Genomic DNA, 18,208 nt, shown 5'->3' with positions numbered 1-18,208 from the left:
GGGCGTTCCAGCCGGAGGGCGATTAGACTTCCGCCCCAGAATGCGTCTGCTGCGAAGGTACATCCTCCGGTCCGTCGCGGGCCCGTTCTTCTTCTCCCTGGGGGCCTGCACCGGTTTGTTGCTGGTCAATCAACTCGCCAAGCGGTTCGGCGAATTGGTGGGCAAGGATCTCCCGGTCGGCATCATCATCGAAGTCCTCCTCCTCAGCATTCCGTTCATCATCGCGCTGACCCTCCCGATGGCGGTGTTGGTCGCGATTCTCTACGGGTACAGCCAGCTTGGCGCCGACAGCGAAATCACCGCGATGCGGGCCAACGGGGTCAGCGTCGGGCAGATGCTCCGGCCGGCCTTGGTGGCCGGCCTGGCCCTGGCCGCCATCAGCTTTTTGTTCGTCGACCAGGTCCTGCCCCGGACCAACGCCCGGCTCGGCAACCTCCAGCGCGACATCGGCGAAAAGCGGCCCGCGTTCCAGATGCGGGAGCAGGCCATCAATGCCCTGGGCCAGTATTACATCCTGGCGTCCCGGGTGTTCCCCGGCTCGGGCAAGATGTCGGATGTCCAGATCTTCGATCACTCGGCCTATGACGGCCGCCGGGTCATTTACGCCGACAGCGGTTTGATGACCTTCGATGAGACGGGTGTCGACCTGATCCTCCAGCTCTTCAACGGCAAGGTCCACGACTACAAGACCTCCGAGATCTCGCAGCTCCAGGTCACCCGGTTCGGTCACAACACGATCCGGGTCAAGGCGGTCCAGAATCTCTTCGAACGCGATACGACCAATTTCTCCCGGGGCGACCGGGAAATGACGACCTGTGAAATGATGGACCAGGTGACGTCGTCGCGCCGGCGGGCCACCCGGGCCGCCGGGACCCGCCAGGACCTGGCCCGCACCGACCTTCGGGCGTTGATGCGGATTTCACACAGCGGCGTGGTGCCGACCATTGCCGACACCGGGAAAGTCAGCCACTGCGGCGCCTGGCGGACCTTCGAGCGGGCGTTCGGGAAACTGCTGCTTCCCGAAGCCGCCGCCGCCCAGAATCCGGTCCAGAATCCGATCCAGACTCCGCTGATCACCGATACGACGGGCCGCCAGACCGTCAACCCCACCAACCAGGCCAACCAGGCCATGCCGGTGCTTACCAGCATCGCTGAAGTCACCGTGACCCGGGATGACGAGCGGACCTCGCGGACCCAGGCGGACCGATTTCTGGTTGAGATCCACAAGAAGTACAGCATCAGCGTCGCTTGCTTCAGTTTCGTGCTGATCGGGGTCGCGATGGCCCTGCGGTTCCCTCGGGGGGGCATGGGCCTCGTGATCGGCGGCGGTCTCCTGGTCTTTGCGATCTTTTACGTGTGCCTGGTGGGCGGCGAGTCGCTGGCCGACCGGGGCTACGCCTCGCCCGCCGTCGCCATGTGGCTTCCCAACGTCCTGGTGTTGCTGGCGGGGACGATCGGTCTGATCCGGGTCAATCGCGAATTCGGTTCGACCCGCGGCGGCGACATCGCGGATCTGGTCGAGACCATGCTCCGGCCGTTCCGGTTCCGGAAAAGGGAGGGGTAGCCGTGCCGCTGATTCGGACCCTGTCCCGGTACATCCTGTGGAGCTGGATCCGGATTTTTCTGCTGGCCGGGTTGGGGTTCCCGGTCGTCGCGGTGATGATCTATCTCGTCGATCGGTTGAGCCGCCTCCTCGACCGGAACCTCGGCGCCGCTGAAATCCTCCAGATCGGCCTCTACGCCATTCCCGGCAACACCGCCAACATGATTCCGGCGGCGGCCTTGTTCGCCACCGTGTTCACGATCGGTCCGCTGGCCAAGAACTCTGAGATTACGGCGGCCAAAGCCGGCGGGATCAGTTTCTACCGGCTGATCCTCCCGATTCTGATCGCCTCGATCTTTGCCGGCGGGCTTTGTTTCTGGGTGACGGAGATCGCGCCGATAACGACCGCCCGGCAACTCGAGATCGAGAAGGAGCGAAACAACCGGAATCAGACCACCCGGTACGATTTCACCTTCTTGGCCGACAACGGGTGGAGTTACTCGATTCGCTACCTCGACACCCGAGCCAAGACCATGCGAACCGTGGTCCTCGAGCACGCGGGCCGGGTCGAGGGCTACCCCAACCTCTCGATCCTGGCCGATAGCGCGCGGTGGAACGACAGCACCAAGCGCTGGCGGCTCGAGAGCGGGGCCTCGCATATCCTGAGCGATAGCCTCCCGCCATCCACGATGAAGTTCACCTCGCTCGAACTGCCGAGCTTCAACGAGGAACCTCGGTCGTTGCTGACCGAGCCGAAACGGCCCGACGAGATGACCTACCGGGAGCTGGAGTCGTTCATCGAAACGCTGGGGCGGTCCGGCAACGACGTCAAGAAGCTCCAAGTCGACCTGGCGGTCAAAGTGGCCTTGCCGGTCGCCTGCGTGGTCATCGTCCTGTTCGGCGCCCCGCTCGCCATGAGCAACCCGAGAGCCGGGGCCGCGATGGGAATCGCGATCAGCCTCGGCACGACGGTGCTCTACCTGCTTCTGATCAACTTGTCGAAGGCGGTGGGAGCCACCGGCGTGATCGACCCGACGCTCTCGGCCTGGATTCCGAACGGGATTTTTTTTCTCCTGGGCCTGGGGCTGCTCGCCCGGGTCAGGACTTGAGGGTATCGGTCCGGAACGCTTCGTGAAATGGAGAATAGAAACGGGGGCCGGATCCCGGCCCCCGTTTCACTCGACCCGCCTTCAGGCTAAAACAGATACTTCGCCCCGAGCTGAATTCGCCACCGCGAGCTGTTGACCAGCACCCGGCGCTGGAACGGCAGCACGCTCGGCACCGTGTAGCGGCCCCGGTCGTCGGTCTGGGCCGCAGTGCCGCGGGTGTCGTAGCCGGACATCGTCACCAGGCTGACCTGCTCGAAGAAGCTGGTTTCGCGATTGATACCCCAGTCGCGGTCGATCAGGTTGAGGAAGTTGAACACATCGGCGCTGATCAGCATCGACTGGCCGCTCGCGGTCCGGATCGGCTTGCTGAACCTGACGTCGAGGAACTTGCTCCACGGGTTCCGGCAGGAGGCCCGTTCCATGATTTTGCCCCGCTGTTCCCGAAGGCATTTTTCGCCGGCAATAAAGTTGTTGAGCCGGTCCCAATCCGCCGCATTGACCAAGCTGATGTCGTTCTGATCGCGGGGCACGTAGAACAAGTCGTTGTTGATGTTCCCGTCGCCGTTGGCGTCGTTGGCCGCCGTGAAGGCGTAGGGGGTGCCGGCCCGAGCGGTGTAGATCGCCGAGATCTGGATGTCGCCGGGAAGGTTGGCGGTGCCGCTGAAGGTGATCTTGTGGGGCACATCGAGCGCCGAGGTCCTGAGGTTCCGGTCGGCGAGCGTTCCGTCGAGCGGGGTGTTCCGGAGGTTCGAGGTCGCGACGCTCGAGCCGAGCGTCATCAAGTCAACCGTCCGCGACCGGGTGTAGGCGGCGCTGAACGCGAAGTCGTCGGCAAACGACTTCTGGATCTGAATCGTCGCCAGGGTCGACTTGTCGGCATTCCGGTTGGTGTGCCGAACCACCTGGCGCACCCCGTTGACCCGGGTCAACCGGGTGATGTTGGTGCCGGCGGTGTTCGGGACCGCGTACATCTGCCGGCCCTCGCCATTCACCTCCCCCAGACGGACGTTGTCGTCGGTCTGGTACATCTGATTGCGGGCGCGGGACTGGAGGAAGTCGAAGGTTGCCACCCAGCCCGACCCGAGCCGCTGGTCGATGCCGAAGGCAATCTTGAACGCCTGTTGGAACTTGAAGTTGTTCTCGAAGTAGTTGACCGCGGCCGTCGGTGGGACCGGCGCGCCCTGTCCAACGCAGGTCGTTGGCTGGGCGTCGGGATCGACGGTGAACGTCGGAGGCGTCCGTCCATTCCCGGACCCCGGCGTCAAATCGCAGGTCAGGGTTACCTGCTCGAGGCCGGTGTTGGTAAAGGCGTTGGCCATCCAGACGTAGGGCGGCCGGCCGGAGAACAAGCCCAATCCGCCGCGGATCACGGTATTGGTGGTTCCGCCCACGTTCCAGTTGAACCCAAGCCGGGGCGACAGCAAGACGTTGCCGCTCGGGAAGGTCCCGGTGTTGACGCCCAAAGTGTCGGTGAGGGCCCGCAACGGATTCTGGAATGGTTTGTCGGTCACCGGAACATCAAACCGGAAGCCCCCGGTCACGGTGATGTCGTTGGTCGGCCGCCAGGTATCTTGGACGTAGCCGCCCAATTGCTTCACCCCGAAATCGGCCGTGAAGCCGCCGGGCCGGCTCTCGAGCTGAATCTCATAGCGTCGCGCCAGGCCCGCGTCGAGCGAGTCCGCGTTGCCGAACGTCCAGGTGCCGTACCGGTTGTTGGCAAAGAGGTTCCGGAAGCCGAACATCTCGTTGTGGGTGCCGACCGTTATCTGGTGCTTGGCGCCGACATTGAAGGTCAGATTCGCGCTCAACTCGCCGACGTTCTGGTCGAGTTCGTTGCCGTGTGAGAAGCGCTCGCCGCCGGCGGCGAGGTAGTTGTTGATGACATCGCCCTGGACCAGGATGAGGGGCGTCCGGTTGGCAATCTCTCGGGCGTCCCGGACGGTCTGGTACCCGAGCAGAACTTCAAGACTGGCCGCACCGAGGAGCGTGGTGTATTTCGCCCGGGCGGCATTGGTGGTATTGCCGATCTTGTATCCGCTATTCGACAACTGCCAGCCGTCGCGGGTCGGATCGCTTCGGCTGCTCCGGTTGAAATTATCCAAACTCGCGCGGACGTAGTTGTACGAGAACTCGAGCTGCGACGTCTGTCCCATCTGGTAATTCAGCTTGCCGAAGAAGTTCTTGTCCGGGCGCGTCAGGTTCTCCGGGGCATCGGCGCCACCCGGATCGAACCCATACTTCGTCCGGATGATGTTGGCGATCCGCTCCGCCGTGGCGACCGTGATGCCGGTCGCCGGCTCGGTCGCGGAAAGGCCGACAAATGGCGTCGTCGAGGCCTGAATGTCGGCGCTCCCGAAGAAATGGAGTTTGTTCTTGATGATCGGGCCGCCGATGGTGCCGCCGTATTGCTTGATGTCAAACCTGGAAAACTTGACCCCGCCGGTGTCGGCGCCGACCAGCTCGGGACGCTGCATGTATCCGAAGACCGAGCCATGGAAACCGTTGGTGCCGGACTTGGTGATGGCGTTGATCAAGCCACCCGAGAAGCTGCCCTGCCGGACGTCGAACGGCGCCACCAGGATCTGAAATTCCTGGATGGCTTCGAGCGAAATCGGCTTGGCACCGGCGCTGCCACCCGGGGTACCGCCGGAGGAGAGCCCGAAGACGTCATTGTTCACCCCGCCGTCGATCAAGATTGCATTGAAGCGGCTGTTCTGGCCGCCGACCGAGGTCCCAATGGTCACCTGCGGGCTGGTCCGGATCAGGTCCGTGAAGTTCCGGCCCAGCAACGGATAGCGCTGAATCGCGGTGTCGGTCACGATCTGCGCCGGGCCGGTCCGGCCCGCGTTGATGAGCGGGTTGGTCGCGGCCACCACCGTCAGTTCTTGGAGCGTAATGACCCGGGCGGCGAGTTCGAGGTTGATTGGGTACCGTTGCCCGAGAGTCAGCATCACCCCCGTCTTGGTCGCCGGCTCGAACCCAATGGCGCGGATCGCAATCGTGAACGGGCCGCCCGGCGGCACGTTTTCGAAGTTGAAACGGCCACTCTTGGCGGTGGTAGTGGCGAGCCGGGTGCCGGTCGACAGGTTGGTGATCGACACCAGCGCGCCCTCGAGAGGAACGCCCCCTTCCTTGGTCACCACCCCGGTTACCGCCGAGCTGGTGACACCCTGGGCCGCAACCTGGCCGACGATCACGAGGCTAAGGCCAATTACCACAGCAAGATAGAAAGTATTCCGCAGGAAAACCCGCATGGCAACTCCGGGGGGGGGACAACGTGGCCAGTAACCGACGGGACAAACATACGGACGGGGGCCAAACGGTCAAGTTGCGAGTGGTATCGATCCCGCAACCGCGTTCAGGCCCGCTTCCGCCCGAGCGTCAAATAGTAGAGCGGAATTCCCGCGCCCAGGATCACGAAGGTAACACCCGTGTTGATCGGGTCCGTCACCAGGGCGTTGATGACCATCCCGGTGGCCGCCAGCAGAAACACGATCGGGACGACCGGGTAGCCGATGGTCCGGTAGGGCCGTTCGAGGTTCGGGTACTTCTTCCGCATCACGAATACGCCCAAGATGGCCAGGATGTAGAAGGGCCAGATCCCGAGCACGAAGCGATCGGCCAGCTGCTGGAAGTCGTTGAACATGACGTACGCGCACCCGAGGAACGCCGCCAGCCAAATCGCAACCGACGGGGTCTGGAACTTGGGGCTGACCCGGGCCACGCCCTTGAAAAAGAGCCCCCGGTCGGCCATGGCAAAGAAGATCCGCGGATTGGTCAGCATCGAGCCGTTCAGGGTGCCGAAGCAGGAAATCATCACGATCGCCGAGACGATTCCAGCCCCCGCCCCACCCAGGATCGGAATCCGGCTGGCCGCGGTGGCCGCGATCAGTGGCTGGCCGGCCATTTCCGATATCGGCACCAAATAGATGTAGGCCGCATTGAGGAGCAGGTAGATCGCGATGATCAGGATGGTCCCGGCAATCAGGGCCACCGGGAAATTCCGGCCGGGGTTCTTGATCTCGCCGCCGATATACGACAAATCAGCCCACCCATCGTACGCCCACATGATCGAGACCAGCGCCGACGCCACCATGGAAAGACTGAACGTGGTGGTGGTCGCACTCCCGGAGTGCGAGAAGTTGCTCCAATTGCCATCGCCGACGGAAAACGCCAGCACCACCAGCCCGACCATGCCCGCATACTTCGCGATCGTGGCCACGCCCATGACCCGGGAGGCGTACTTGACGCCGAGATAATTGATCAGCGCCACCACGAGAATGGTGGCGGCCGCCGCGTAGCGGACTTCCTGGGGCGTGAACTTGGTGAAATAGCCGAGATATTCGGCAAAGATGGTGGCAATACTGCCGAGCGCCGAGGCCCGAATGACCGACAGTTGCGACCAGCCGAACAGAAACGCCGGCATCGGCCCAAAGGCCTCGTCGATGTACGCGAACAGCCCCCCGGACCGCGGCGACGCCGCCGCCAACTCCGCCACCGTCAACGCGCCGAACAACGCCAGCGCCCCGCCAATGACCCACGCCAGCAAGACGACACCCGGCTCGCCCACCAATCCGGCCACCCGGGCCGGCACCCGGAAAATACCCGACCCAATCGTCGTCCCCACGATGATCGCCACCGCCGAGAACAGCCCGATGGTCCGAGGAAGCCGCTCCGTCATAGAACTCCCATCCCCAAGCCGAGTGCCGAGCAGTTACCGCCGAGCCCAAGTATATTCTTCCCCCAGAGGCCCCGATAGCCCTCGATCCCTCAAGCGCCGACTGCCACTGTGTCTCTTCTCGCCGATCTCGTAACCCTGACCAAGCCCCGAATCATTTCGTTGCTGTTGCTGACGACGATCGCCCCGATGTTCATCACCGACCAGGGCATCCCGAGTTGGAGTCTGATTGGCTGGGTGGCGCTCGCGGGCTATTTGATGGCGGGTGGGGCCAACACGGTCAACATGTGGTTTGACCGCGACATCGATCGGCTGATGGCCCGGACCCAGAGCCGCCCGATTCCTTCGGGCCGGCTCTCGGCCGGCGCTGGCCTCGCCTTCGGCCTCTCGCTCGCTACCATTGCCTTTGCGCTCTTCTGGAACCTGGTCAATCCGCTTTCGGCGTGGCTCGCCCTCGGCGGATTTCTCTTCTACGTGTTCATCTACACCGTGTGGCTCAAGCGGTCCACCCACCTCAATATCGTGATCGGCGGCGCGGCCGGTGCGTTCCCGCCGCTCGTCGGATGGGCCGCCATGACCAACACGATCGACTTCGCGGCCCTGACTCTGTTTGCCATCATCTTCTATTGGACGCCGCCCCATTTCTGGGCCCTCGCACTCGTCAAACAGGGCGACTACGCCAAGGTCGGCGTCCCGATGATGCCGGTCGTCAAAGGCAACGAATACACCAAGCGGCAAATGCTCGCCTACACCGTCCTACTTCTGCCGCTCACGATCCTGCCGACGATCGTGGGCACCCAGGGGGTGGTCTACGGGCTCGTGGCGCTGGCCTTGGGCGGCCGGCTCTTGTGGTATTGCTGGCGGTTACTTAAGGAGCCCGGGGTAACCCCGACCGCCTGGAAGATGTACCGCTACTCGCTGCTGTATTTGGCGCTGCTGTTCGTCGCGATGGGCGTCGACCGGACCCTGCCCTTTGGACACCGGGAGCCCGCACCGACCCGACTCGACGTCTCCCGGGTTACCGACGGGCCGGCTGAACACCTCGGCCACTAGGTCGGACTGAGCACCGCCCGGCCCAGGAACGCCACTACTTCTTTGACCCCCGCCGGCGCCAGAATCTCCTGCCACCGCCGCTCCGCTGGCTCCCGGCCATCATTCGACCGCACCAACATGGCGCCGCCTAACGGGCCCCGGTCGACGAAGACGTAGAACCGGCTGACCGGATCGAAATACCGCCAGACCTCATACCAGGGCACCGTCCCGCGCTGTTCCCGCCGGAGCACCTGGGGCGGCAACCCCTCCCGCAGAAAGATCCGGCCCCGGTCGGTCTGCCAGCCGGCGGCGGGCGGCGCCATAGAACGCATTGGCGTACCCAACCCCGGCGTAGAGCTGGGCCCGTCGCTCGTTCCCGGTGGTCTGCGGAGTCGGGTCGCGGCCCTGCCAGAATGCCGCCAATTGATCCGGTCGGGCAATGACCGAGAGCGGCGCGAACGCCTGATCGAGCGCGCCGGCGCCCAGCCCGCCAAAGTAGGTTTCATCCGGCAGGGCCGGCGGCGCATTGGCCACCGCGGGGTCCACCGCGAACGAGGCCTCCCGCATCGTGGCCACCCCATCCAATTCAACGGTGGCCCGAAGCCGGTAGGACCCCGCCTCCAAGTTCCCGATCTCCAGTTGCCCGGTCAGGAGTCCGACCCCAGCCACCACCTTGAGGGCCGTCGGTCCCACCCGCTTGCGTTCCGCCCCGCCCCGGTCGAGGAAGGCCAGGGTCAGCCGGCCGTCGGTGGCGGTACCGGCGTAGGTCTCGAGCAGATAGGCCACCGAAGCGGTCGCGCCACCCACCACGACTTCCGGAGCGATGGCCAGGATCAAACCACCCCGGCGGAACTCGCCGGGCTGGGGAATCGTATCGACCAAGGCCACGGGACGAAGCCACGGACTGATCATCAAGTCGGACGCACTGGGTGGCTCGGGGTAGCCGTCGATCTCGGCGCTCGAATCGAGCCGGCGTCCCGAGACCGAATCAACCACACTGGCCTCGAGCCGATACCGGCCGGCACCGAGGGTAAACCGGATCAGATCAAGCCGGTCGGCGTCGCCCCGGGGAAAGGGTACCGAGGTCCGGCGCTGCCAGGATTGGGGATAGAGCGCGGCGCCAGTCGAATCAAGGATCCTGACCGTGAGGGCCAGCGACGCTTCCCCGGCCGCGCCGGGACTTGGCAAATCGGCCGGGATCTGAAGGAAGGCGGTGACATGGGTTTGACCGGGAGATCGGCCCGGGTCGGCGCGGTACGACCGGACAGCCCGAACCAGAAAACCGGTGTCGGCAGGGGCCGCGGCCATGGCCACGCTGAACCACACTCCGAGCATCGCACCCTCTATGGCAAGATCAGATTCCGCTGCAGTTCACTCGGCGTGACGACCGGACCCTCGGGTGACCAGAACACGTTGACCTCGCTCCGGACCCCGAACCGACCCGGGAGATAGATGCCGGGCTCCACTGAAAACCCGACCCCCGGCACGATCAACCGGTCGTCCCTGGTTTCGTAGTCGTCGCAATGGGGCCCGGATCCATGGAGGTCGCGATCGATCGAATGTCCGGTCCGGTGGACGAAAAACTCGCCATAGCCGGCGCCCTCGATGACATCCCGGGCCGCCCGATCAACTTCGAACCCTCTAATGGGACGTTTCTCCCGCGCCGCCCGCCACACGCAGGCTAGCGCGGCATCCCGGGCATCCCGCACGGTGTCCCAAACCCGGAGAACCTCCTCGGGAGGCTGGCGGCCGCTGAACCCCATCCAGGTCTGATCGGCAAACACCGTCTCCAGGGTCTTCCCGCCGAACAGGTCGATCAGGACCACTTCATCGTTCCCGAGAGTACGGTCGTGTCCCGCCTCGGGCGCGTAGTGCGGGTTGGCGGCATTGGGCCCAAAGCCGATGATCGGGAGGTGACCGGGATCGACCCGAACCCCCGAGTGTTCGAGCAACTCGATGACCCGCCGCTGCACCCCCGACTCCGTGACGGATTTCCCACCCTCGGAGACCGTCTCGGCCATCACCTGCTTAGCCACCCGGGCCACCACCTCGGCGGCCTCGAGATGGTCCCGGGTCTCCGACGCCGACCATCGAGCCGTGAATTGGGTCACCAGCGGTCCGCTCGATACCACGGTCGCGCCGAGGGATTGAATCATTTCGACCACCCCGAACGGCACCCGGTCGAGATACGGCACGGTATCCCGATTCGAGATTTCCATGGCCACGGTCTTCCCGCCGATCACCTCGCGGAGCGCCGCCTCCAGTTCCTGCCATCGAGCGTACGGAAGGATCCGGCCGGGAAACTCCGCAAACTGCTGGAGTTCGATCTTGTGCGCCACCGCAATCGGTGGTCCGTCTTTCGGCAGGTAGACGAACAACCGCCGGGTACCGGGCTTGACGCCGAGCATCCGGAGCGCGATCGGGTTGGTGCCCCGGAAATCAAACAGCAACCATCCCTCGGCGCCCGCGGTGGTCAAGCCGTCGCGAAGCGCCATCCGGTCCAACCCGGCCAGGTGTTTCATCCCGCCTCCTGCCAACGTTGATCTGGTTCCGCCGTTTTCCACCGGCAGGCGTCGTCCCCTCGGGACCGGCACCGTTCGTGGATCATCGATCCCTCAAACCCGCTGGTAACCCGGAGGATCTCGGCCACCATGGCGCTATAAAAATAGCAGCCGGCGCCCTCGAACCCGGCGCGGGTGGCCAGAGAATCCGCCAACCGAACCGCCAACCCGGTCGGTGCGCGGGTCAACTCGAGGCGGAACACGTTGAGGAGCGCCCGGGCGGCCGCTCGTTCACCCGCTCGGCGCCGAACCGACCGCGGAAACACCCGCCACCCCATCGACGGCGTCCCGCCCCGGGTCCGGGCGGCGTACCTGGCGGCGCGGCGGCCGGCATCGGAAAACGCCAGGGTGGCGTCGGCCCGACGGCCCACCAGCCGGAACACCTGAACGGCCTCGTCGTCGGTAACCTGGGCCCCGCGATCGGCCATCTCCCGGTACCGCTCGATCTGAGCGGCCACTGTCGAGGTCAGGCCGAGCCGTTTGGCGAACGTCTCCTGCGCGAACTCGGCGGGAAGGCCATCGTTCAGCGGCGTGTCCAGGTTGCGGATCGCTTCGAGCAGCGTCAGCGGGACGACCGCGTGGACGGTGGTCGGGATACTCACGGGATGTTGGGGCAGGTCATGCTGGACGGGCAACTTAAGGTCGGAGATGCGCCACACCAAGGGGAGTTAGATTCCCGCGATGTCCTTCAGCCTGGCGGTTCTGGTGTCCACAGCCATTGCGCTCGTGGCCTGGCGGGCCCGAACGCTGAGTCGGTGGGGCGCTCTTGCCGCGACGATGGTCGGGACGCTGGTGCTCTGGCCCACTGGTTGGGCCGGCTGCGCCGTGCTTGGGGCATTTGCCTCGGCACTCGGCGCTCGGCACTCGGCACTCGGCGGGGAGCAGGTGGATGTTGGGGGGCGGGGGTGGCGGCAGGTCGTGGCCAATGGCGGGGTCGCGACGGTGGGGGCTCTGGGGGAATTTTGGGTGCCTGGCATTGGGATTTGGTTGCTGACCATCGTGCTGGCGGCGGCGGCGGCGGATACCTGGGCTACGTCGTTTGGGGGGCGGAGCCGCCGACCGCCGCGGGACATTCTCAGGTTCACGGTGGTGGAGCCGGGGACGAGTGGTGGGATCACGTGGCTTGGAACAACGGGCGGGGTCGTGGGGGCTGGTTTCATTGGGGCCGTGGGCGGGGTGGCCAGCCAGAGCCTGAGGCTCGGGGTCACTGCGGCCGCGATCGGAATGGTTGGGATGTTGTTCGATTCGGTCCTCGGCTCGGCCCTCCAGGGTCGATTCTGGTGCGGCGCGTGTAACCAACCGACCGAGCGGCGGATTCATCGCTGCGGCACCCGGGCGGTCCGGACGGCGGGGTGGGCGTGGCTCGACAACGACCTCGTGAACTTCACCACGACGGTGGCGGCCTTCGGGGCGGGACTGGCGCGGTGGCCGACGTCCTGATCGTGGGCCTCGGGCCCGGTGGGGCCGCGGCGGCCATTCGTTTGGCCCAGGCCGGGCTTCGAGTGGTGGCCGTGGATCGGGCGGTGTTTCCCCGAGAAAAGACCTGCTCCGAGTTCATGAGCCCCCAAACCGTCCGGCAACTCGACCTGATCGGCGTCCTGCCGGAGGTCCTTCGCCACGCCGTGCCGCTCTACGGCACCCAGGTGTTCGGGCCCCGAGGCTCCTCGCTGACCGGACTCTTTGCCAAGGTGGCCGGGGTGCCCCCCGGAACCGCGGGTATTTCCCTGCCCCGCCGCGTCCTCGATGCCATTCTGGTCGATGCCGCCCGGCGGGCGGGGGTCGACGTCCTCGAACGCACCAAGATGGTCGACCTGATCCGGGACCAAGGCCAGATCAAGGGGGCCATCGGATCTCAAAACGGCCGCCCCACCGCGATCCCGGCGCGGCTCGTCATCGGGGCCGACGGACTCCATTCGGTGACCGCCCGGTTGCTCGGCGGCCGCCGCCACGAACCGCTCCGGCGTTATGGGTTCGTGGCCCATGTGTCCGGCGTACCCGACCTTGCCCTGACCGAGATGCACGTCGGCCCGGGAGGCTATGTCGGACTCAATCGAATCGGCGAGGACCTCGCCAACGTCGCCGTCGTCGCCTCCCGCCATGAAGTCCGCACGGCCGGCCAAGATCCCACCGAATTCTTTTTCGGGATGCTCGACCGGTTCGACCGGGTCCGGGGCCGCGTCCGGCGCGGCGCGGTCGTTAGGCGGGTCATGACGGCCGGACCGTTTGCAGTCCGGTCCCGGCAGGTGATTGCCGACGGGGCCATGGTGCTGGGCGACGCGGCGGACTTCTTCGACCCCTTCACCGGCGAGGGGATTTGCGCCGCCCTCCGCGGGGCCGGGTTGGCGGCACCCGTGGCGCTGGCCGCGTTGGGGGCAACCGAGTATCCGACCACCCGCCACCTCCTGCCCTACCAACAGGCTCGCCGGAGCACCTTCGGGGGCAAGTGGATCGTGGAACGGATGATCGGCTATGGGATGCTGGCGCCGGCTCTGTTTGACCGGGCCGTCAGCCAGCTCGAACGGCGCGGGATGGCGCACACCCTCGTCGGGGTCACCGGTGATGTCCTCCCGGCCCGCGCGGTCCTGAATCCTCGGTTCCTTTCCGCCCTGGTCATCTGATGAGCCGACTCCTCCAACCTGACCTGGCGTCCCCGATCGGCGTTGAACTCCTCGACGATCGACAGGCCGACCCGGCGCTGGTCCGGGAATCCCTCCGCCATTTGGCCCGATCGAACCGGTGGTTCGGCGGGGTCTTGGCCGTCAAAGCCGGGATTTCCCGGCTCCTCGGATCGAGACGACCGGTTGAGCTCAAGCTGCTCGACATCGGCACCGGCGAAGGGGACATTCCCCGGGCCCTGGCCATGTGGCTCGGCCGCCGGGGCATCCGGTTGAACGCAACCGGCGTCGACTGGCACCGGGCCGCCCCTCCGCTGGCCCGAGCCAACGGGGTTCCGGCCGCCGTGGCCGACGCGTTCCAGCTCCCATTTGCCGACCGGACCTTCGACTTGGTGGTCATGAGTCAGTTCGCCCACCACTTCTCGGGCGAGGGTATCATCCGGCTCTGTCGCGAAGCCAGCCGCACCGCCCGCCTCGGCGTCATTCTCGCAGACTTGCGACGGACCGGGTGGGCCGCCGCCGCCTTTGGGTTGGGAAGCCGGATCCTTGGATTCGACCACTATACCAGGGTGGATGGCATGACCTCATTGCAGCGGGGTTTTCGCCCCGCCGACTTGACCGCGGTCATCGAAGCGGCCGGATTCCAGCCGACCGTCACCGCCTCTCTCGGCGCCCGAGTGGTGGCCACTTGGAGCGCCAGCCCATGATGCGTGTCGTTGACGTGATCGACATCGAGGCCCCGATCGAGCAGGTCTTCGACGCCGCCGCTGATGTCGAACGGTGGCCGGTGATCTTGCCCCACTATCGATGGGTTACGATCCGGGAGCGGCGCCCCGACGGCACCACGATCGTCGAGATGTCGGCCAACCGTCCGTTCGGGCCGTTCAATTGGCCGACCTGGTGGACCTCGGAGATGTGGATTGACCGGCCCCGGTTCGAGGTCCGGTACCGTCACATCCGCGGCATCACCACCGGCATGGATGTCGTGTGGCGCCTTACGACCCAAGGAAAGATGACCCACGTGGATTTGATCCATGACTGGAACGGGCCCGCGTGGCCGTTGATCCGTCGGCCCGCCGCCCAATGGGTCATCCTGCCGGTATTCGTCCATGGCATTGCCGCGCGGACCCTGGCCGGCATTGGCCGGAGTTTGGCCGGACCCCGATGACCGCCCGCCGCCGGGTCGTTATTTCCGGGATCGGCGCCGTCACCCCGATCGGGGTCGGCGTCGAGGGGTTGTGGCAGGGCCTCCGGGCTGAGCGGTCGGCGGTCCGAGTGGTGAACCGGTTCGATCCGACGCCGTTCAAGAGCCACCTCGCTGCCCAGGTCGACGACTTCGACCCGGTCGAATACCTCGGCGCTAAACGATCGAAACGCATGGACCGGTGTTCGCAACTCGCCCTGGCCTCGGCCAAGATGGCGCTCGAGGACAGCGGCATCCGGCTCCAAGCCGAGGACCGGAACCGGATCGGCGCGATGATGGGAACGGCGTTAGGCGGCGTGGCATTGGCCGAAGCCCAGCACGAACGGTACCTGGCCGGGGGGGTCCGGGCAGTCGACCCGGGTGTGGCGCTGACGGTGTTTGCCGGGGCGTCGAGCTGCAATCTGGCCATCGACTTCGGTCTGAACGGCCCCAACATCACCAATGGGATGAGTTGCGCGTCGGGCGCAATCGCCATCGGCGAGGCGTTCCGGACTATTCAGCGGGACGAGGCCGATCTGATTTTTGCCGGGGGATCGGAGGCGCCGCTCGCGCCCCTCACCTACGGCGCGTTCTCGATCATCCGGGCCATGTCGACCCGGAACGACGACCCGGCCACCGCCAGCCGGCCGTTCGACCAGGACCGCGACGGCTTCGTCATGGCCGAGGGGGCGGCGGTCTTGATCGTGGAGGAACGGGAGCGGGCGATGGCGCGGGGCGCCCGAATCTACGCCGAGGTTGTCGGGTTCGGGCTCACCAATGACGCCCATCACATGGCGGCGCCGCTCCCGGACGGGAGCCAGGCCGCCCGGGCCATGACGATGGCGCTCCGAAGCGCGGCCATCCAACCGTCGGACATCGGCTACCTGAACGCCCACGGCTCGTCCACCGGGCTGAACGACCCGACCGAAACGCTGGCCATCAAGACGGCGCTCGGTCCGGCGGCAAGCCGGGTCCGGATCAGCGGAACCAAAGGCTACTACGGCCACGCGTTAGGCGCGAGCGGCGCGTTCGAGGCCGCCATCTGCTGCTTGGCCACCAGCCGGAAGTGGATCCCGCCTACGGTCAACTTGGCCGTGGCCGATCCGGCCTGTGATCTCGATTACACCCCGGGCACCGGCCGCGGGGCCGACCCGGAGTTCATCATGAGCAATTCGTTTGGCTTCGGAGGAATCAACGCCGCCCTGGTGTTCCAGCGGGCCTGAGCGGCGGAGGACTACTTCCGGGAACGATACCGGCGAAACAAACTGACGGCGTACCCAAGTAGCAGGACCGACGCCACCGAATAGGCCGCGATCATGTACCCGGCATTCTGGGGCGGATTCATGAAGCCTCCGCCGCGGCCCGCCGGCCAATCCCGTACCGGGTCGTCACGAACCCGACGTAGACCGCCGAATGCGCCGCCATCGACATGATGAACACCCAGAGCATTTCCCACGGCAACGAGGGCGCGCTCGGTTTGAAGATGACCGGCTGCGGATGAATCGTCCGGAATAAATACACGCTCAAGTGGACGAACGGCACCAACACCAACGCCATGATCCCGACCACGGCGCTGAATCGGGCCCGGTCGTCCGGGTCGTCGATGGCCGTCCGCATGGTCCGGTATCCGACGAACAGCAGCACCAAGAGCAGCGTCAAGGTGAGCCGCGGTTCCCATTGCCACCACGTGCCCCACACCGGGCGGGCCCAGAGCGGGCCGGTGGTCAGCATGACCGCGCCGAACGCCAAGCCGACCTCCGCCGAGGCTTCCGCGAAGGTGTCGAGCCGGCGGTCCTTGAGGAACAGGTAGCCCATACTCGCCACCCCGACCAGCAAGAAGGCCATCAGCGACATCGTCGCGGCGGGGGCATGAACGTAGAGGATCTTCTGGGCCGGCCCCTGCCACCGTTCAACCGGGGTCCGAAATAGTGCCTGGGCGAACACCCCGCCCAGGGCAACCAAAGCCAACGTGGTGATCCACAGCCCCCGCCGGATCAGGCTGTCATGCTCGTTCGTTGCGGTCATTCGTCCATGGTCGCCGGAAAAAGGAGCCAGCCGAGCGTGATGAAGACAATGTCATAAATAGCCAAGAACCGAATCCAGCCGAGAATCTCTCCTGCCGGACGCCCCCCGAGCAAGCGGGTCGTGGCCTGAACTCCCACCAACACCGGCGGAACCAGGAACGCCAACAGCAGCACCGGGAGCATCAGCTCGGCGAACCGAGTCCGGACGGTCATCGCCGCGAGCACCGTCCCAATGGCCACGTAGCCCGCAGCCGCCAATACCAATAGCCCGGCCACCCACGCCAGGGACCCGGTGAGCGCCACGTCGAAGAACAGCACGAAGAGCGGCAGTAGGACGGCGTTGACCGTGAGGACAAAAGCCAAGTTGGCGAGGTATTTCCCGAAATAGATGACGCTCCGGCCAACCGGCGCGAGCAGCAGGCCCTCCATCGCGCCGTGTTCCTGCTCCATAGCAAACGAACGATTCAACGTCACCACCCCGGCAAACGCCGAGGTGACCCACAACACGCTCGGGGCCAGCACTGCCAAGCTGACTTCGCCGGGGTCTCGGGCAAAGTTGAAGATGACAAGCACCATGACCGCAAAGGTCACCGCACTGGTCAGGGCCGCCCGGCTCGCCAACTCGACCCGGAGGTCCTTGGCCGCGATGACCAGGGCCCCGCGAAGGGTCATCACCGCGCGGGCTCCGCATACTGGCGGCGGAACTCGGCCAGCGGTGTGGCGGTCGTGGCCGAAAACCGGATGGTGCCTTGCTCGACGACGTGGACCCGGCCGGCCAGCCGCCACAACTCGGGCAAGTCATGCGACACCAGCACGACGGCCACGCCCTCCGCCAGCACTGACTCCACCAAGCCAACCACCCGATCGAGGCTGGATTGGTCCAACCCAGTGAGCGGTTCGTCCCAGACCAGGAGACTGGGCCGGTGGATCAGCGACCGGCAGATCGCGACTCGCTGGACATAGCCTCGGCTTAGCCGCCGCACCGCGATCGTCCGCTCAGCGGCCACCTCGAGGCGGTCGAGCATGGCGGCCACGGTCGCATCGACCTGGGCCAGTCCGTGGAGCCGAGCCGCAAACTGGAGGTTTTCGACCGGGGTCAGATCCGCGTAGAGCTGCGATTCGTGGCCCAAGTACCCGATCAGGCGCCGGGCATTTTCGGACGACCGCGGATCGGCGCCCGCCACCCGGGCCGTGCCCCGATGCGGCCGCAGCAGACCGACACCGAGCCGGGCGATGGTGGATTTTCCGGAACCGTTCGGCCCAACCAGGAGGTGGAATTCCCCGGGCTTGACCGACAGGGTCACCTGGTCAACGACGGTTCGATTGCCGAATCGGCGAGAGACTTGGTCAAGACCAAGAAGAGGAGGTTGCTCGGAAAGCGGCATCGGCGGATCGATACCGGAATATAGTCAGGCCGTCGCCTCGATTTCGAACAGGTCGTCCAGTTTGGTGAGGACCGACAG

General features: G+C 65.7%; 18 protein-coding genes. 8 read left to right on the top strand and 10 right to left on the bottom strand.

Annotation, left to right across the window (positions count from 1 at the left end):
• Positions 1 to 40: 40 nt before the first annotated feature.
• The gene (locus EXR94_10935; protein ID MSR03233.1) at positions 41 to 1,564 is read left to right on the top strand and encodes a YjgP/YjgQ family permease; all 1,524 of its coding nucleotides are present in this window, start codon (positions 41 to 43) and stop codon (positions 1,562 to 1,564) included.
• The gene (locus EXR94_10930; GenBank protein ID MSR03232.1) at positions 1,357 to 2,652 is read left to right on the top strand and encodes a YjgP/YjgQ family permease; all 1,296 of its coding nucleotides are present in this window, start codon (positions 1,357 to 1,359) and stop codon (positions 2,650 to 2,652) included. The genes EXR94_10935 and EXR94_10930 overlap by 208 nt, the downstream gene beginning before the upstream one ends.
• Positions 2,653 to 2,738: 86 nt before the next feature.
• On the opposite strand, the gene EXR94_10925 is transcribed toward EXR94_10930, so the two are convergent.
• Both EXR94_10925 and EXR94_10920 read right to left on the bottom strand, forming a co-directional pair.
• The gene (locus tag EXR94_10925; GenBank protein ID MSR03231.1) at positions 2,739 to 5,906 is read right to left on the bottom strand and encodes a hypothetical protein; all 3,168 of its coding nucleotides are present in this window, start codon (positions 5,904 to 5,906) and stop codon (positions 2,739 to 2,741) included.
• 104 nt (positions 5,907 to 6,010) lie between these two features.
• Positions 6,011 to 7,333 (bottom strand): amino acid permease, encoded by a 1,323-nt coding sequence (locus EXR94_10920; protein ID MSR03230.1) that lies wholly within the window; start codon positions 7,331 to 7,333, stop codon positions 6,011 to 6,013.
• Positions 7,334 to 7,417: 84 nt separating this feature from the next.
• Between EXR94_10920 and EXR94_10915 the strand changes: the two genes are divergently transcribed.
• Positions 7,418 to 8,383 carry a protoheme IX farnesyltransferase gene (locus EXR94_10915; protein ID MSR03229.1) on the top strand — a complete coding sequence of 322 codons (966 nt, stop codon included), beginning with the start codon at positions 7,418 to 7,420 and terminating at the stop codon, positions 8,381 to 8,383.
• Here the strand turns inward: EXR94_10915 and EXR94_10910 are convergent.
• The 4 genes from EXR94_10910 to EXR94_10895 are packed head-to-tail and all read right to left on the bottom strand — an operon-like array spanning position 8,380 to position 11,525.
• The gene (locus EXR94_10910) at positions 8,380 to 8,613 is read right to left on the bottom strand and encodes a hypothetical protein (protein MSR03228.1); all 234 of its coding nucleotides are present in this window, start codon (positions 8,611 to 8,613) and stop codon (positions 8,380 to 8,382) included. The two genes, EXR94_10915 and EXR94_10910, sit on opposite strands and share 4 nt — an antisense overlap.
• Positions 8,573 to 9,697, bottom strand: a complete 1,125-nt coding sequence (locus EXR94_10905) for a hypothetical protein (protein ID MSR03227.1) — start codon at positions 9,695 to 9,697, stop codon at positions 8,573 to 8,575. The genes EXR94_10910 and EXR94_10905 overlap by 41 nt, the downstream gene beginning before the upstream one ends.
• 8 nt (positions 9,698 to 9,705) lie before the next feature.
• Positions 9,706 to 10,884, bottom strand: a complete 1,179-nt coding sequence (locus EXR94_10900; GenBank protein ID MSR03226.1) for an aminopeptidase P family protein — start codon at positions 10,882 to 10,884, stop codon at positions 9,706 to 9,708.
• The gene (locus EXR94_10895) at positions 10,881 to 11,525 is read right to left on the bottom strand and encodes a hypothetical protein (GenBank protein ID MSR03225.1); all 645 of its coding nucleotides are present in this window, start codon (positions 11,523 to 11,525) and stop codon (positions 10,881 to 10,883) included. The genes EXR94_10900 and EXR94_10895 overlap by 4 nt, the downstream gene beginning before the upstream one ends.
• Positions 11,526 to 11,604: 79 nt before the next feature.
• On the opposite strand from EXR94_10895, the gene EXR94_10890 reads away from it, so the two are divergent.
• Genes EXR94_10890 through fabF form a run of 5 tightly spaced genes read left to right on the top strand, consistent with a single transcriptional unit; the run spans position 11,605 to position 15,944 of the window.
• Positions 11,605 to 12,363 (top strand): DUF92 domain-containing protein, encoded by a 759-nt coding sequence (locus EXR94_10890; GenBank protein MSR03224.1) that lies wholly within the window; start codon positions 11,605 to 11,607, stop codon positions 12,361 to 12,363.
• The gene (locus EXR94_10885; protein ID MSR03223.1) at positions 12,246 to 13,541 is read left to right on the top strand and encodes a hypothetical protein; all 1,296 of its coding nucleotides are present in this window, start codon (positions 12,246 to 12,248) and stop codon (positions 13,539 to 13,541) included. Before EXR94_10890 ends, EXR94_10885 begins: the two co-directional genes overlap by 118 nt.
• Positions 13,541 to 14,245 (top strand): methyltransferase domain-containing protein, encoded by a 705-nt coding sequence (locus EXR94_10880; protein ID MSR03222.1) that lies wholly within the window; start codon positions 13,541 to 13,543, stop codon positions 14,243 to 14,245. The genes EXR94_10885 and EXR94_10880 overlap by 1 nt, the downstream gene beginning before the upstream one ends.
• A complete protein-coding gene (locus EXR94_10875; GenBank protein MSR03221.1) occupies positions 14,242 to 14,706 on the top strand; it encodes an SRPBCC family protein in 465 nt (154 codons plus the stop codon). Before EXR94_10880 ends, EXR94_10875 begins: the two co-directional genes overlap by 4 nt.
• A complete protein-coding gene (gene fabF, locus EXR94_10870; protein MSR03220.1) occupies positions 14,703 to 15,944 on the top strand; it encodes a beta-ketoacyl-[acyl-carrier-protein] synthase II in 1,242 nt (413 codons plus the stop codon). The genes EXR94_10875 and fabF overlap by 4 nt, the downstream gene beginning before the upstream one ends.
• Positions 15,945 to 15,955: 11 nt before the next feature.
• Here fabF and EXR94_10865 read toward each other — a convergent pair whose 3' ends face one another.
• From EXR94_10865 to EXR94_10850, 4 genes are read right to left on the bottom strand one after another with little or no spacing between them, the layout of a single operon-like run.
• Positions 15,956 to 16,066: a CcmD family protein gene (locus EXR94_10865; GenBank protein ID MSR03219.1), complete on the bottom strand. Its 111-nt coding sequence runs from the start codon at positions 16,064 to 16,066 to the stop codon at positions 15,956 to 15,958.
• The gene (locus EXR94_10860; GenBank protein ID MSR03218.1) at positions 16,063 to 16,746 is read right to left on the bottom strand and encodes a hypothetical protein; all 684 of its coding nucleotides are present in this window, start codon (positions 16,744 to 16,746) and stop codon (positions 16,063 to 16,065) included. The genes EXR94_10865 and EXR94_10860 overlap by 4 nt, the downstream gene beginning before the upstream one ends.
• Positions 16,743 to 17,417 (bottom strand): hypothetical protein, encoded by a 675-nt coding sequence (locus EXR94_10855; protein ID MSR03217.1) that lies wholly within the window; start codon positions 17,415 to 17,417, stop codon positions 16,743 to 16,745. Before EXR94_10855 ends, EXR94_10860 begins: the two co-directional genes overlap by 4 nt.
• Positions 17,417 to 18,130 carry an ABC transporter ATP-binding protein gene (locus tag EXR94_10850; protein MSR03216.1) on the bottom strand — a complete coding sequence of 238 codons (714 nt, stop codon included), beginning with the start codon at positions 18,128 to 18,130 and terminating at the stop codon, positions 17,417 to 17,419. The genes EXR94_10855 and EXR94_10850 overlap by 1 nt, the downstream gene beginning before the upstream one ends.
• Between the last annotated feature and the right edge of the window lie 78 nt (positions 18,131 to 18,208).

The sequence above is a fragment of the Gemmatimonadota bacterium genome (assembly GCA_009692115.1).
GTDB lineage: Bacteria > Gemmatimonadota > Gemmatimonadetes > Gemmatimonadales > GWC2-71-9 > SHZU01.
This window is presented reverse-complemented; position numbering and strand designations above follow the sequence as displayed.